Source organism: Williamsia sp. 1138 (assembly GCF_002095435.2).
Lineage (GTDB): Bacteria > Actinomycetota > Actinomycetes > Mycobacteriales > Mycobacteriaceae > Williamsia.
Genome location: NZ_MJEJ02000050.1, coordinates 42,859 through 57,788, shown reverse-complemented (window position 1 = coordinate 57,788; position 14,930 = coordinate 42,859). Strand labels below are relative to the sequence as shown.

9 protein-coding genes and 1 riboswitch are annotated in these 14,930 nt (G+C 65.2%); of the genes, 6 read left to right on the top strand and 3 right to left on the bottom strand.

What is annotated here, in order from left to right; all coding sequences use genetic code 11:
- Positions 1 to 91: 91 nt before the first annotated feature.
- Positions 92 to 3,475, top strand: a complete 3,384-nt coding sequence (locus BH683_RS21200) for a pyruvate carboxylase (RefSeq protein ID WP_084838271.1) — start codon at positions 92 to 94, stop codon at positions 3,473 to 3,475.
- Positions 3,476 to 3,580: 105 nt separating this feature from the next.
- On the opposite strand, the gene metE is transcribed toward BH683_RS21200, so the two are convergent.
- The gene (metE, locus tag BH683_RS21195) at positions 3,581 to 5,890 is read right to left on the bottom strand and encodes a 5-methyltetrahydropteroyltriglutamate--homocysteine S-methyltransferase (RefSeq protein WP_084838270.1); all 2,310 of its coding nucleotides are present in this window, start codon (positions 5,888 to 5,890) and stop codon (positions 3,581 to 3,583) included.
- Positions 5,891 to 6,042: 152 nt separating this feature from the next.
- Positions 6,043 to 6,254, bottom strand: a riboswitch (cobalamin riboswitch).
- Between the two features lie 81 nt (positions 6,255 to 6,335).
- Positions 6,336 to 7,232, bottom strand: coding sequence for a hydroxymethylglutaryl-CoA lyase (locus BH683_RS21190; protein ID WP_084838269.1), 897 nt, complete (start codon positions 7,230 to 7,232; stop codon positions 6,336 to 6,338).
- Between the two features lie 129 nt (positions 7,233 to 7,361).
- On the opposite strand from BH683_RS21190, the gene BH683_RS21185 reads away from it, so the two are divergent.
- The 5 genes from BH683_RS21185 to BH683_RS21165 all read left to right on the top strand — a co-directional run bounded on the left by BH683_RS21185 (position 7,362) and on the right by BH683_RS21165 (position 13,952).
- On the top strand, positions 7,362 to 8,054 hold the full coding sequence (locus BH683_RS21185) for a GntR family transcriptional regulator (RefSeq protein ID WP_084838268.1): 693 nt from the start codon (positions 7,362 to 7,364) through the stop codon (positions 8,052 to 8,054).
- The gene (locus BH683_RS21180; protein WP_084838267.1) at positions 8,051 to 9,262 is read left to right on the top strand and encodes a CoA transferase; all 1,212 of its coding nucleotides are present in this window, start codon (positions 8,051 to 8,053) and stop codon (positions 9,260 to 9,262) included. Before BH683_RS21185 ends, BH683_RS21180 begins: the two co-directional genes overlap by 4 nt.
- 60 nt (positions 9,263 to 9,322) lie before the next feature.
- On the top strand, positions 9,323 to 11,377 hold the full coding sequence (locus BH683_RS21175; RefSeq protein WP_084838266.1) for a hydantoinase/oxoprolinase family protein: 2,055 nt from the start codon (positions 9,323 to 9,325) through the stop codon (positions 11,375 to 11,377).
- Positions 11,378 to 11,442: 65 nt separating this feature from the next.
- Entirely contained in the window at positions 11,443 to 13,332 is a 1,890-nt protein-coding gene (locus tag BH683_RS21170; RefSeq protein ID WP_084838265.1) for a hydantoinase B/oxoprolinase family protein, read from the top strand.
- Entirely contained in the window at positions 13,329 to 13,952 is a 624-nt protein-coding gene (locus BH683_RS21165; RefSeq protein ID WP_084838264.1) for an isochorismatase family protein, read from the top strand. The genes BH683_RS21170 and BH683_RS21165 overlap by 4 nt, the downstream gene beginning before the upstream one ends.
- Positions 13,953 to 14,017: 65 nt before the next feature.
- Here BH683_RS21165 and pucL read toward each other — a convergent pair whose 3' ends face one another.
- On the bottom strand, positions 14,018 to 14,926 hold the full coding sequence (gene pucL / locus BH683_RS21160) for a factor-independent urate hydroxylase (protein ID WP_084838263.1): 909 nt from the start codon (positions 14,924 to 14,926) through the stop codon (positions 14,018 to 14,020).
- Positions 14,927 to 14,930: the final 4 nt, after the last annotated feature.

Sequence of the window (14,930 nt, the reverse complement as noted above, 5' to 3'; positions counted from 1 at the left end):
AGGTCGGCGGTCGCATTCTGCGATTCGCTGCACCGCGCCGGGTGAAGTCGTGGTGAGGTTGTCCAGTGTCCGCAAGCGTGGAGGAGCGTTGATGTTTCGCAAGGTGTTGGTGGCCAATCGTGGTGAGATCGCGATTCGTGCGTTTCGTGCTGCGTATGAGTTGGGTGCGGGCACGGTGGCGGTGTTTCCGTATGAGGACCGTAATTCTGTTCATCGGTTGAAGGCTGATGAGGCGTATCAGATCGGTGAGCCGGGGCATCCGGTGCGGGCGTATCTGTCGGTGCCCGAGATCATCGCCGCCGCCGAGCGTGCGGGTGCGGATGCGATTTATCCGGGGTACGGCTTTTTGTCGGAGAACCCGGACCTGGCGGCGGCGTGCGCGGAGGCGGGGATCACCTTCGTCGGGCCCAGCTCGGACATCTTGGAGTTGACGGGTAACAAGGCTCGGGCGATCGCTGCGGCTCGCGAGGCCGGTCTGCCGGTACTCGCCTCGTCGGAGGCCTCAGCTGATGTGGACCAGTTGATGGCTGCGGCCGAGTCGATGACCTTCCCGGTGTTTGTCAAGGCGATCGCCGGTGGTGGTGGCCGGGGTATGCGGCGGGTGGAGACCATCGAGGGTCTGCGGGAGGCGATCGAGGCCGCCGCACGGGAGGCTGATTCGGCGTTCGGTGATCCGTCAGTGTTCCTCGAACAAGCCGTCATCGAACCCCGCCACATCGAGGTGCAGATCCTGGCCGATCAACACGGAAATGTGATGCACCTGTTCGAACGCGACTGTTCGGTGCAGCGTCGGCATCAGAAGGTGATCGAGTTGGCGCCGGCACCCAATTTGCCGCCGGGGTTGCGGGAGAAGATCTGCGCCGATGCCGTCGCGTTCGCGCGCAAGATCGGATATTCGTGTGCCGGGACGGTTGAGTTTTTGGTCGACCGTGAGGGCCGGCATGTGTTCATCGAGATGAACCCCCGGATCCAGGTCGAGCACACCGTGACCGAAGAGATCACCGATGTCGATTTGGTGCAGTCGCAGATGCGCATCGCCTCCGGCGAGAGCTTGTCGGATCTGGGGTTGTCGCAGGACGCCGTGCAGATCCGGGGTGCGGCGTTGCAGTGCCGGATCACCACCGAGGACCCGACCAACGGGTTCCGCCCCGATACCGGTCGGATCACCGCGTACCGCACCCCGGGTGGTGCGGGCGTGCGCCTCGATGGTGGCGCCACATTGGGTGCTGAAGTGTCGGCGCATTTCGATTCGATGCTGGTCAAACTCACCTGTCGTGGCCGCGATTTCGAGACCGCGGTCGCGCGAGCGAGGCGGGCGGTGGCCGAGTTCCGGATCCGCGGGGTCGCCACGAACATCCCGTTCCTGCAAGCAGTGCTCGATGACCCGGACTTCCGCGCCGGGCGGGTCACCACCTCGTTCATCGAAGAACGCCCCCAACTACTGACCTCACGGGTGTCGGCGGACCGCGGCACCAGGATTTTGAACTACTTGGCTGATGTGACGGTCAACAAGCCGCACGGTGAACGCCCGGCGACGGTGTATCCGCGCGACAAGCTGCCCGATGTCGACATCTCGACGCCGCCCGATGGCTCGCGGCAACGTTTGCTGAAACTCGGCCCCGCCGGTTTCGCTGCTGATCTGCGGGCATCGACAGCGTTGGGGGTCACCGACACCACGTTCCGCGATGCTCACCAATCCTTGTTGGCAACCCGGGTACGGACCAGCGGTTTGGTCGCGGTGGCGCCGTATGTGGCGGCGCTGACGCCGCAACTGTTGTCGGTGGAGTGCTGGGGCGGCGCGACCTACGATGTGGCGCTGCGGTTTTTGAAGGAAGACCCATGGGAGCGCCTAGCCGAGCTGCGTGAGGCGATGCCGAACATCAACCTGCAGATGCTGCTCCGCGGCCGGAACACGGTCGGGTACACCCCCTACCCGGAATCGGTCACGACCGCCTTCGTGAAAGAGGCTGCGGCGACCGGTATCGATATCTTCCGGATCTTCGACGCCCTCAACAATGTTGATCAGATGCGGCCGGCGATCGACGCGGTCCGCGAGACCGGCACGACGATCGCCGAAGTCGCCCTGTCCTACACCGGGGATCTGTCGAACCCGGCCGAGGACCTGTACACCCTCGATTACTATCTGCGGTTGGCCGAGCAGATCGTCGAGGCCGGCGCACACATTCTGGCGATCAAGGACATGGCCGGTCTGCTGCGCCCGCAGGCGGCGTCGATCCTGGTGTCGGCGTTGCGGAGTCGGTTTGACCTGCCGGTGCATGTGCATACCCACGACACCCCCGGCGGGCAGCTCGCGACGTATCTGGCGGCGTGGACTGCCGGTGCTGATGCTGTCGACGGTGCGTCGGCGGCGATGGCCGGGACCACATCGCAGCCGGCGTTGTCGGCGATCGTCGCGGCGACGGCGCATACCGAGTACGACACCGGTCTGGATCTGGCGGCGGTGTGCGATCTCGAGCCGTACTGGGAAGCACTGCGCAAGGTGTACGCCCCGTTCGAATCTGGCCTCCCCGCCCCGACCGGTCGGGTGTACACCCACGAAATCCCGGGCGGGCAGCTGTCGAACCTGCGCCAACAGGCCATCGGACTGGGGTTGGGGGACCGGTTCGAAGACGTCGAAGGCGCCTACGCCGACGCCGATCACATGCTGGGCAGGTTGATCAAGGTCACCCCGTCGTCGAAGGTCGTCGGGGACCTGGCATTGACGCTGGTCGGTCGAGGCATTTCTGCGACCGAGTTCGCCGAAGATCCCACCGCCTACGACATCCCTGATTCGGTCATCGGGTTCCTGCGCGGCGAACTCGGCGACCCGGCCGGTGGCTGGCCCGAACCCCTGCGCACCCGCGCCTTGGAAGGGAGGGCTGAGCCCAAACCGGTTGTCGCGCTCTCGGATGACGACACTGCGCAGTTGGAGTCGCCCGAGGAGAACGTGCGGCGGGCGGCATTGAACCGGTTGTTGTTCCCCGGGCCGACTCGCGAGTACGAAGAGCACCAGAAGGCCTACGGCGACACCTCCAGGCTCTCGGCGAACCAGTTCTTCTACGGCCTGCGTTACGGCGATGAGCACCGCGTCGAACTCGAACCCGGCGTGGAGTTGTTGATCGGGTTGGAGGCGATCAGTGAACCGGACAAACGCGGGATGCGGACGGTCATGTGCATCCTCAACGGACAACTCCGCCCCGTCCAAGTCCGCGACCGGTCGCTCGATGTCACCGAAGCCGTTGCCGAAAAGGCCGAGGCCGCCAACCCCAAACACATCGCCGCACCCTTCGGCGGCGTCGTGACCATCGTCGTCGAACCCGGCGAACAACTGGCCGCCGGAGCCGCGATCGGGTCCATCGAAGCGATGAAGATGGAAGCCGCGATCACAGCCCCGCAGGGTGGCACCGTCAAACGCGTTGCCATCAGCTCGGTTTCGAGCGTCGAAGGCGGCGACCTCCTCATCGAACTCGAGTAGACCGCGCGACCGTCGGCCTCTTTGAACGGATTCACCGACTCCCGAACTGTGCCCTTCTGGCGAACAAAACCCCAGGTCGCGTCCGCCAGAAGGGCACATCATCGGTTAAGCCAGTTCGGCCCGGACCGCAGCGGTGGCGGCCACCAAATTCTGCAGCGACTCCTTCACCTCGGCCTGCCCGCGGGTCTTGAGGCCGCAGTCGGGATTGACCCAGAGTCGCTGGGCGGGAACGGCCTCGAGTGCGCTGCGCAGCGACTCGATGATCTCCCCGGTCGACGGGACGCGTGGCGAGTGGATGTCGTAGACACCCGGTCCGACGCTGTTCGAGAAACCGATGCCATTGAGGTCTTCGAGTACCTCCATGTGTGACCGGGCGGCCTCGATCGATGTCACATCGGCGTCGAGATCTGCGATCGCACCGATGACCTCACCGAACTCCGAGTAGCACAGGTGCGTGTGGATCTGTGTCGAGTCGGCAACACCCGACGTCGACAAGCGGAATGCACCGACGGCCCAGGCCAGGTACTCCGTCTTGTCGGATGCGCGGAGCGGCAACAACTCTCGCAATGCTGGTTCATCCACCTGGATGATCGCCACCCCGGCCGACTGCAGGTCCACGGTCTCGTCACGGATCGCCAGCGCGATCTGATTCGCGGTCTCGGCCAGCGGCTGATCATCGCGGACGAACGACCACGCGAGGATGGTCACGGGGCCGGTCAGCATGCCTTTGACCGGCTTGCTGGTCAACGACTGTGCGTAGGTGATCCAGTCGACGGTCATCGGCGTCGGGCGCGCGACGTCGCCGTAGAGGATCGGTGGCCGCACGCAACGGGTTCCGTACGATTGCACCCATCCGTTTGCTGTTGCGAAGAACCCGTCCAGCTGCTCGGCGAAATACTGCACCATGTCGTTGCGTTCGGGTTCACCGTGGACCAGCACGTCCAGCCCCAGCTCCTCCTGCAACGTGATGACATTGGCGATTTCAGACTGCATGCGCCGCTCGTATTCGGCGTTGTCGATCTCGCCGGACCGGCGCTGCGCGCGGGCGACCCGGATCGCCGACGTCTGCGGGTACGAGCCGATCGTGGTGGTCGGTAGCGCAGGCAGGCCCAGGCGCTCGGTCTGTTCGATCAGGCGCTCCGCGGCCGGACCGCGGGTCAGTCCACCGGAGAGCACCGACGACAACCGCGCACGGATGTCGTTGTTGCGCAGCCGGGGATCGGCCTCACGTGAGGCACGTGCCGCGGCCGATGCGGCGAATGCGTCACGCACGGTGTCGCGTCCGTGGCGCAGCGCCCGCGACAGCGTCACCACCTCGGCTACTTTCTCCGCCGCGAATGCCAGCCAACTCCGCAGCTCCTCATCGAGTTCGTCCTCGGGATCGAGGCTGTAGGGCACGTGCAGGGTCGAGCACGATGTGGAGACGGCGAGTGAACCGACGGAGCCGAGAAGCGTGCCCAGGGTGGCAAGCGCCTTGTCGAGATCTGTGCGCCAGATGTTGCGGCCGTCCACCACTCCCGCGACGACGTGCTTGGTCCGGAGTTCAGGGACGGCGGCGATGGCGTCGGGATCGGCGCTGACGAGGTCGAGACCGAGGGCTTCCACGCTGGTCTTGGCCAACACCGGCAAGGCCTCACGCAGGTCGCCGAAGTAGCTCGTGACCATGATGGCCGGCCGGCTGTAGTCGGCGGCGATCGCCTTGTACACCCGGCTGACGGCGGCAAGAACCTCCGGACTCAGGTCGGTGCACAGCGCAGGCTCGTCGATCTGCACCCAGGAGGCGCCGGCCTCCTTGAGCTTGCCGAGGAGATCCACATACAGCGGCGTCAGCTCGTCGATCCTGCTCATGGGATTGGTCGAGCTCCGCTGCGCTTCGTCTCCTGTCGGGTCGGCAGCGCCTCCGGTGGCCTTGCTGAGCAGCAGGAACGTGATCGGCCCGATGACGACGGGCCGGGCCGGAACACGCTGAGCACGAGCTTCTTCGAGCTCGGAGAGAACCTTCTGCGGATGCAGGGTGAAGCTGATCTCGTCACTGATCTCGGGGACCAGATAGTGGTAGTTCGTGTCGAACCACTTGGTCATCTCCAATGGAGCGACGTTGCTGGTCCCGCGGGCGGCGGCGAAGTAGCGGTCGAGGTCGTCGTCGATCCCGGCATACCGCTTCGGCAGCGCGCCGAGGAGCTCAGCGGTGTCGAGGACCTGGTCGTAATACGAGAAGGTGTTGACCGGCACCGAGTCGAGTCCTGCCATGCTCAGTGCAGTCCAGGTGTCGCGGCGCAGGCCGGCGGCCACCTTGTCGAGCTCACTGCGGTCGATTCGTCCGGCCCAATAGGACTCGGTGGCGCGCTTGAGTTCCCGGTTCGGCCCGATCCGGGCGGCGCCGGTGATGGTGGTGGTGAAGAGTTCGGCAGTCACGATGGACGTCCTCCAAAATTGCGACGGAATGGTCGCCACCTGAAGACGGACAGCCGAAGAAGCCCCAAAAGCCGCCACGGGTGGGCACAGCTCCGCCCATGGCTTGTCTCCGGCAACCCGCCCATTCCACGAGGCAGCAAGCCGCCGGACACGGCGTGTCCGGCACAGCGGGCAGGTCTTCGGACTCACGGCACTCGGCCTGCGCCACGGTGGACGCACCTGCCGAACCTACTGACCGTCGCTTCCCAGGTATTCCCCAGTGCTCTGACGGCGGTCGTTTCCGTATACCGCTGCGGGACAGTCCCGGATTCTCACCGGGTTCCCTCTCACGCCGTTACTCGGCGCTTCTCTGACGACAGTCGGTCACCGCGGGGCTCCGCACCAGACCTGGTTGTCGTCAAACCAACTGCACCGGCGAGTCTAACCCTATCGGCCTCCGGCCGGTTCAGGCGTCCGGGAAGTTGCCTGCCCGACCCAGCAGTGCGGGCACGTCCTTGTCGAGCCGCGCGCCCAGCCAGGTGGCGGCGTCGGTGAGTGTCCCGAGGGCGACTCCCGTACTGACGCCGGACCGGTTCAGCGCATAGATGAGATCTTCGGAGGCGATGTTGCCTGTGGCCGCAGGCGCGAAGGGGCAGCCGCCGAAACCGCCGATACTGGCGTCGAGGGCGTCCGCTCCGGTCTCGAGTGCGGTGAGGGCATTGGCGTACCCGGTGTTGCGGGTGTTGTGAAAATGCCAGCGCTGGGGCACATCTGGCGCGACCCGCCCGACACCTGTCGCCAGGGTGCGGACCTGTGCGGGTACCCCCACACCGATGGTGTCTGCCAAGGCGATCTCGTCAGGGCCGGCTTGGGCCAGTCTGTCGGCGAGTTCGATCACCCACGCGGGATCGACCTCGCCGGAGAATGGACAGCCGAACGATGCCGCAACGGTCACCGTCGTGCGGACCCCGGCTGCCCGGGCGTCGGCTGCGATGTCCTCCCAGGCCGAAATGCCCTCAGCCACGGTGCAACCCTGATTTCTGGTGCTGAACTCGTCGGTTGCGACCACCACTGCGTTGACCTCATCGACCCCCGCCGCCAAGGCGCGCTCGAGACCCCGGCGGTTCAGGACGAGCCCGATGTACGACACGTCGGCCGATCGAGGTACCTGCGCCATCACCTCTTCGGCGCCCGCCATCTGCGGCACCCTCTTGGGATTGACGAAACTCACGGCCTCGATGCGCTTCACTCCTGCGGCGACGCTGCGAGCGATCAGCTCGACCTTCTCGTCCACCGAGAGCAGGGTCTGCTCATTCTGTAGCCCGTCGCGCGGGCTGACCTCCACCAGAGTTGTCGCAGTCATTGGTCCATCTTGCCCGCGGCCTATGTTGTATGCAATAGGTCCCGCGAAATAAACATTTAACACCCGAAACCGGGACAGAATCGATTTCTCAACTTAGATTGTGAACAATAGCGAGAAGCGGAGATATCAATGACTCGTGCTGTCGACCGGGTGTACGCGCACATCCGGGATGCCATCGTCGATGGCCGCTACCAGCCCGGCGCCCGGCTCGGTGAGGTCGAGATCGCAGAGCTGACCGATACGAGCCGGACGCCGGTGCGTGAAGCTCTGCGCCGGCTGGAGATGGAGGGGTTGGTCGAGGTCTTGCCCCACCGCGGGGCGAGGGTCTACGAGTGGACAGCCGATGACCTGGAGGAGATATACGACCTCCGGATGACCCTCGAGGCCATGGCCGCGGTCCGCGCAGCGAGCCGTATCGACGGCAAGGACCTCGATCGCATGACCGAACTGTGTGACCTGATGGAGGTCGCCGCAGTTCCCGGATCCGGGCAACGTCTCGACCTCGTCGCGCAGCTGAACGACGAGTTCCACGCCATCGTGCGGGCTGCCGCTGCCAGTAATCGGCTCACCACCATGCTCGGTGCCGTCATCCAGCTGCCGCTGGTCATGCGCACGTTCCACCGTTATGCCCCCGAAGATCTCGCCCGCAGCTGTGCTCACCACCGGGATCTGGTGGCGGCGTTACGCAATCGCGACGAGGTGTGGGCCGAGTCGGTCATGCGAGCACACGTACGAGCCGCCAAATCAGTGCTGTTACAAGCGCTCACAGTAGATCCCGAGCCGGTCGTCGATGCCCGGCCGAGTGAGGAGTTCATGCGATGACAACTGCAGACGTACCCGCCGGACCGCTGACCGACCTCAGGGTCGTCGAGATGGGACAGCTGTTGGCCGGGCCCTTTTGCGGTCAGCTGCTGGCCGACTTCGGTGCGGAGGTGATCAAACTCGAATCACCGGGGGTGGGCGACCCGATGAGACAGTGGGGCCGCGAGAAGGCACATGGCAAGTCGCTGTGGTGGCCGGTCGTCGCCCGTGGCAAGAAGTCGGTGACCTGCAACCTCCGAAGTCCTGAAGGCCAGGATCTGGCCCGTCAGATCATCGCCGAGGCCGACGTGGTCGTCGAGAACTTTCGGCCGGGGACACTCGAGCGATGGGGCCTCGGTGTCGAAGAACTGCACAAGATCAATCCGGGGCTGATCGTCGCCAGGGTCAGCGGTTATGGCCAGAGTGGTCCGTATTCCGCCCGGGCCGGGTTCGGTTCGATCGGCGAGGCGATGGGTGGGATTCGTTATGTGACAGGTGATCCGACGAATGCCCCGTCCCGCGCCGGGATCTCACTCGGTGATTCCCTGGCAGCGGTCTTCGCGACGATCGGTGTCCTGGCCGCCCTGCACCATCGAGAAAAGACAGGTGTCGGGCAGGTCGTCGACTCGGCCATTTACGAGGCCGTGCTCGCCATGATGGAGTCGCTCCTGCCTGAATGGGCCATCGGCGGATATCAGCGTGAGCGCACGGGTTCGGTGTTACCGAACATCGCCCCGAGCAACGTCTATCCGACCAAGGAAGACAGCATGATCCTGGTGGCGGCCAACCAGGACAGTGTGTTCGGGCGTCTGGCGACTGCCATGGACCGGACCGATCTGATCGACGATCCGCGGTACCGTGACCACGCCTCGCGCGGGCTCAACATGGACGAGTTGGACGAGTTGATCGCGTCGTGGACCGTCGAGCGCGGCACCGACGAACTGCTTGAGTTGCTCCACGAGGCGGGGGTCCCGGCCGGCCGGATCTACACCGCGAGTGACATGTTCGCCGATCCGCACTTCGCGGCGCGTGAGGCGATCGTGAAGCTGGCCCACCCGGATTTCGGGGAGTTCCCCATGCACGGAGTGTTCCCCAAGCTGAGCAAGACCCCCGGCGCCGTCAGGCACGCCGGCCCCGCACTCGGTGAGCACAACGCCGACATCTACGGCGCACTGCTCGGACTCACCGACTCCGACCAGGCCGCGCTCGCCGAGCGCGGCACCATCTGACACCAGCCCTTCACACCCCAACCATCATTGGCCACACCCCAACCATCACGGGAGATCCGCATGCGTTATCGGCTCGGAGTTGACGTCGGCGGCACATTCACCGACGTGCTGCTGCTAGAAGAGACCTCCGGAACCACGTTCCGGGCCAAGACCCCCTCGACCCCCGCTGATCAGTCGATCGGCGTGATGAACGGCGTCACCAAGGTGTGCGCCGAAGCAGGTATCGACTTCTCTGAAGTCGGTCAGGTGCTCCACGGCACCACGGTCGCCACCAACGCGATCCTGCAGCACAAGGGCGCCAAGGTGGGGCTGGTGACCACCGACGGATTCCGACAGGTGCTGCAGATCGCCAGGTCCTTCGTGCCGGGTGGACTGGCCGGCTGGATCATCTGGCCCAAACCCGAACCGTTGGCCAAGCTCGAGGACACCGTCGAGGTGGTCGGCCGGCTCGCCGCCGACGGATCGGAGGTGACGGCCCTCGACGAAGGTCAGGCCCGTGCGGCACTGAGCTCATTGTCGGGGGCGGGGATCGAGGCGCTCACGATCTCGTTGATCAACTCCTACGCCAACGATGCCCACGAGAAGCAGGTCGCCGCGTGGGCCGCCGAAGAGTTGCCCGGCATCCCGGTGTCGATCTCCAGTCACGTGCTGCCCGAGATGCGCGAGTACGAGCGGACCCTGACCACGGTTGCGAACAGCTACGTACAGCCGGAGGTGTCGCGATACGTCCGCAACCTCGACGCAACCCTGCGGGACAAGGGGATCGAGGCCCCGCTGTCGATCCTGCGCAGCGACGGTGGGCTCGTCCAGTCGGCCAAGGCCGCGGAGGATCCCGTCTCCCTGCTGCTCTCGGGGCCTGCGGGCGGCGTGACGGGCGCTGTCTGGTTCGCCGAGCAAGCGGGATTCACCGATTTCCTGACCTTCGACATGGGCGGCACCTCCACCGATGTGGCACTCGTACTCAAAGGCGAGCCCCGCATCGGCCGAGAGACCAAGGTGGGTGATCTCGCGGTGAGGGCCACCAGCGTGGACGTCCGCACGGTGGGAGCCGGCGGCGGCTCGATCGCCCATGTCCCCGAGTTGACCAAGGCCCTGAGGGTGGGTCCGCAGTCCGCTGGTGCCGATCCCGGACCGGCGGCCTACGGCAGCGGGGGCACGGAACCGACCGTCACCGACGCCAACGTCGTATTGGGTTACCTGCCCAGCGAATTGGCGGGCGGTGAGGTCACGCTCGACGTCGACGCCGCGCGTACCGCGGTCGCAGGGGTCGCGGACGCGATGGGGCTGGAGAGTCCCGAGGTCGCTGCGGCGGGCATCGTCGATATCGTCAACGAGAACATGTTCGGTGCACTGCGGTTGGTCAGCGTTCAGCAGGGTTTCGACCCCAGGGAATTCGCGCTGGTGTCGTTCGGTGGCGCCGGTCCGCTACACGCCAACGCGCTGGGCAAGCTCACCGGATCGTGGCCCGTCATCGTGCCGCCCTCGCCGGGCGTGCTGTGCGCTTACGGTGACGCCACAACCTGTCTGCGCGACGAGAGCGCCCGCACCCTGATCCGCGCCTTCTCCGAGACCACAGACGACGAATTGCGTTCGGCGCTGGCGGAGTTGGCCGAGTCCGCCGCCGCCAGACTTGCGGCCGAGGGGGTGCCCGCCGACCAGCAGACCGCCAAGTATCAGGTGGATCTGCGTTACCACGGCCAGGGATTCGAGATCCCCGTCGATCTGGACCCGGAGGTACTGGCAGGGGGCGAGGTCCTCGCCGGACTCGGTGAGGCCTTCGACGCCGAGCACCAGCGGCTGTTTTCCTTCCTGTTGAAAAACGAGCGCGAGGTGATCAATCTGCGCGTCACGGTGAGTGGTCCGCGACCCGAGGTGGCGTGGAAGGCGTTGCCGGAAGGCGACGCCGACGCGTCCGCTGCGCTCGCCCGGACGAGTGAGGTCTGGATGGACGGCGCGCATGTCTCCGCCGGGATCTACGACCGTTCAAAGCTGCTGGCAGGCAACGTGGTCACCGGACCCGCCGTGATCACCGAGATGGACTCGACGACCCTGGTCCTGCCCGGACACGCCGCCACCGTCCACACCAGCGCAAGCCTGCTGATCCGCCCGGTCTGAGCTGACACAGGCCCGAACCCCCCAACCCGACCTGATCGAGATACACCACCTTCGTAGGAGATCTGATGGCCACCATCATCGAAACCAGCACCACCGGAGTGAACAAGGTGCCGGTCGATCCGGTCACCCTCGACATCATCGAAAATGCCCTGCGCAACGCCCGGTACGAGATGGACGAGGTGCTGTTCCGAACGGCGCTGTCGCCGGGTATCCGTGAGCAGCACGACGAGTTCCCCCTGATCGCCGATCCGAGCGGAAAAATGGTCGTGGGTCAGTTCGGGCTCTCCGTCCCCGACTTTCTCGACAACTTCAACGGCACCGTCGGCGAAGGTGACATCCTGCTGACCTCCGATCCCTACGCCTGCGGCGCCGCGATCAGCCATGCCAACGACTGGCTCATCGTGCTCCCCATCTTTCACAGCGGGCGGGTGGTCGGCTGGTCGTCGATGTTCGGACACATGTCGGATGTCGGCGGCAGCACCCCGTCGTCGATGCCCGCCGACGCCCACACGATCTACGAAGAGGGCGTGATCATCCCGCCGTTCAAGCTCTACGACAAGGGCCAACTCAACGACACCGCGCTCGACATCATCCTGAACCAGGTGCGGATGCCCGACTGGAACCGCGCCGACCTCAACGGCCTGGTCGCAGCGTGTACCACCGCCTCCAGGCGGATCGTCGAACTGTGCGATCGTTTCGGTGTCGATGTCTATCTGTCCGCGCTCGACGCGTTGCTGGACAGGAACTACCAGGCCATGAAGGTGCTTCTCGCGACGCTGTTCGTCGATGGCGAGACCATCGAGTTCAGCGACTACATCTGCGACGACGGCTGTGGTTACGGCCCGTACAAGCTGACGATCAAACTGACCCGGCACGGCGAGAAGATCCATCTCGACTTCAGCGCCGACGCGGCGCAGGCGGTCGGGCCGATCAACTACTTCATCAACGAGAATCTCGTGCGGATGTTCTTCGGCATCTACGTGATCACCATCGCCGATCCCCAGATCCTCTGGAACGACGGGTTTTATCCGCTCATCGACGTGACCATTCCGGAGGACTCGTTCTGGAAACCGCGATTCCCGGCCGCGCTCAACGGTCGCAACCACGGTATCGGCCGGGTCTTCGACCTGTTCGGCGGGCTACTGGGCCAGGGAAACCCGGAGATCCTCAATGCCGCGGGGTTCTCGTCGTCGCCACACTTCATGTATTCCGGTCACTACGACGGTGGTTCGCGGGATGGCGAGTGGTTCCAGCTCTATTCCATCGGTTTCGGCGGGATTCCGGGCCGCCCGATCGGCGACGGACCGGACGGGCACTCGCTGTGGCCGTCGTTCGTGAACATCCCGTGCGAGTACCTCGAGTCGTATTACCCCCTGCGGGTCGAGCGCTGGGAGACCATCGCCGACACCGGCGGCGCCGGATTGCATCGTGGCGGTAACGGTGTCGACGTCGCGTACTACTTCGAGGAGCCGGGAACCATTGCGATACACGACGATCGCTGGCTCACCTATCCGTGGGGTGTCAACGGGGGCAAACCCGGTGCGCGCGGGACGAAATGGATCAAACGTGTCTCCGGTGAGACCGAGGTGCTGCCCAGCAAGATCCACGATGTCGAGGTCGCGCGCGGCGACGTACTGCACTTCATCACCTGGGGCGGCGGTGGCTGGGGTGATCCGCTCGATCGGGATCCCGAGATCGTGGCGCTGGAGGTGCGGCGTGGTCTGGTCAGTGTCGAGGGAGCGGCCGACGGCTACGGCGTCGTGTGCACCGCGAAGGGAGAGGTCGACGGCACGGCGACCGAGGCCCGCCGGAACGCCATCCGCTCCGAGCGCGGTGAACTCCAGACCTTCGACATGGGCCCGTCGATCCCCGAGATCCTCGAGCGGTGCGAGGCTGAGACCGGATTGCCGGCCCCGAGGCCGCCGGTGAACGTGCGGAAGGCGGTGCGGGCGTGAGCGATACGCTCGCGTCGTACCACGAGTCAGGGTTCGCCGGAGAACTCGGTCCGGGCCGTAGGCCGGCAGTGCTGGCCATCGATCTGGCGATGGCCTACCTGGACGACTCCTCGCCGTTGCGGGCGCCGGTCGACGATGCTGTGGCGGCATCGGCGGCACTGGTGGGCGCGGCTCGCGCGGCGGGGCTCCCGGTGATCTTCACTCGCGTCAGCTATCAGCCCGGCGGACTCGACGGCGGATTGTTCGTGCGGAAGATCCCCGCTCTGAAGGTGTTCGAAGAGGGATCGCCGCTGGCCGAGTTCGTTCCGGATCCTCGCCCCGAGCCAGGGGAGACGGTGATCACGAAGCAGTATGCCAGCGCTTTCTTCGGGACGTCACTGGCCGCGACCCTGACCGCGGCCGGCATCGACACGCTCTACATCTGTGGTCTGAGCACCTCCGGTTGCATCCGCGCCAGCGCCACCGACGCGTTGCAGCACGGATTTCGCCCCCTGGTGGTCTCGGATGCCTGCGGAGACCGAGAACCGCAGCTGCACGATGCCAATCTTCTCGACCTGCAAGCGAAGTACGCCGATGTGCTCACTCTCGCGGAGGCCCTGACCCAGCTGACGCCCCAATAATGGGTTGTTGTGGCGAACAAAACCGCAGGTGGGGTTCGCCACAACGACCCATCATGGGGAGGGGGTTAACCGAGCCAGGCCCTCTGCTGCGTCCATGACGGCCCGGCGTCAGGGGCATCGTCGCGGGTGACGGTGGCCTGGATCAAACCGTAGGGACGGTCGTCGGCGTTGAACACCTCTTTGTTGTTCTCCACGCCGAAGGGGGAGAGGTCGTAGACGAAGTGATGGATGTTCGGAGCGGACAACTTGACCTCGGCGATGTGGTCGTAGGTCTCGAGGATGGTCTTGCCCATCTGATAGAGCGTCTGCTGCAATGCCAGTGACTGCACGGTGGCGAACGTGTCGACGATGATCTGCTTGATGGCGGGATAAACCGCTTCCCAATCGACGTCGGTGGTGGTGAAGCGCCACTTCGCGACCAGGGATGTCGACATCACCCGGTCGGTGGTCGGTTGCAGGATGGTGTACTCGTCTTCGAGGAAGTCGTGGAACTCCGACCCCGTCGACTTCAGGACCACCAGATCCTTCAGACCTCCGATGACCCAGGTCTTTTGGGCATCGCCCTTGCCTTCGACGGTGATGTCAGCGGTACGGACCTCCTGGCCTTTGCGTACCCAGGTGTGGTCGTGTTCCTTGCCGTCGATCACCGCGCGTTCCCAGGCGTATTCCTCGATCTCGATACGTGCCCCGTCGACGGGGTCGTTGTCATTGACGAAGTGGTAGGCGAGGTCGAGCCCGTACTGCTCGATACTCGAGATGCCCTTTTCCTTGGCGTAGGCGTACGCGGTCTGCTTCTGGGTGTCGGTCGGCAGCACCTTACGCTGGTCGCCGTCGGTATGAGCCGCCGAGAAGTCGCCGCGGAGTGCACTGCCGACGTTGATGTCCTTTATCTGGTGCCGCGGGGTCTCGCGATAGATCCGAACGACGCGGTTCTCGGCTTTGCCGTACTGGTTCTCGCCCAGAATGATGCCCATGGTG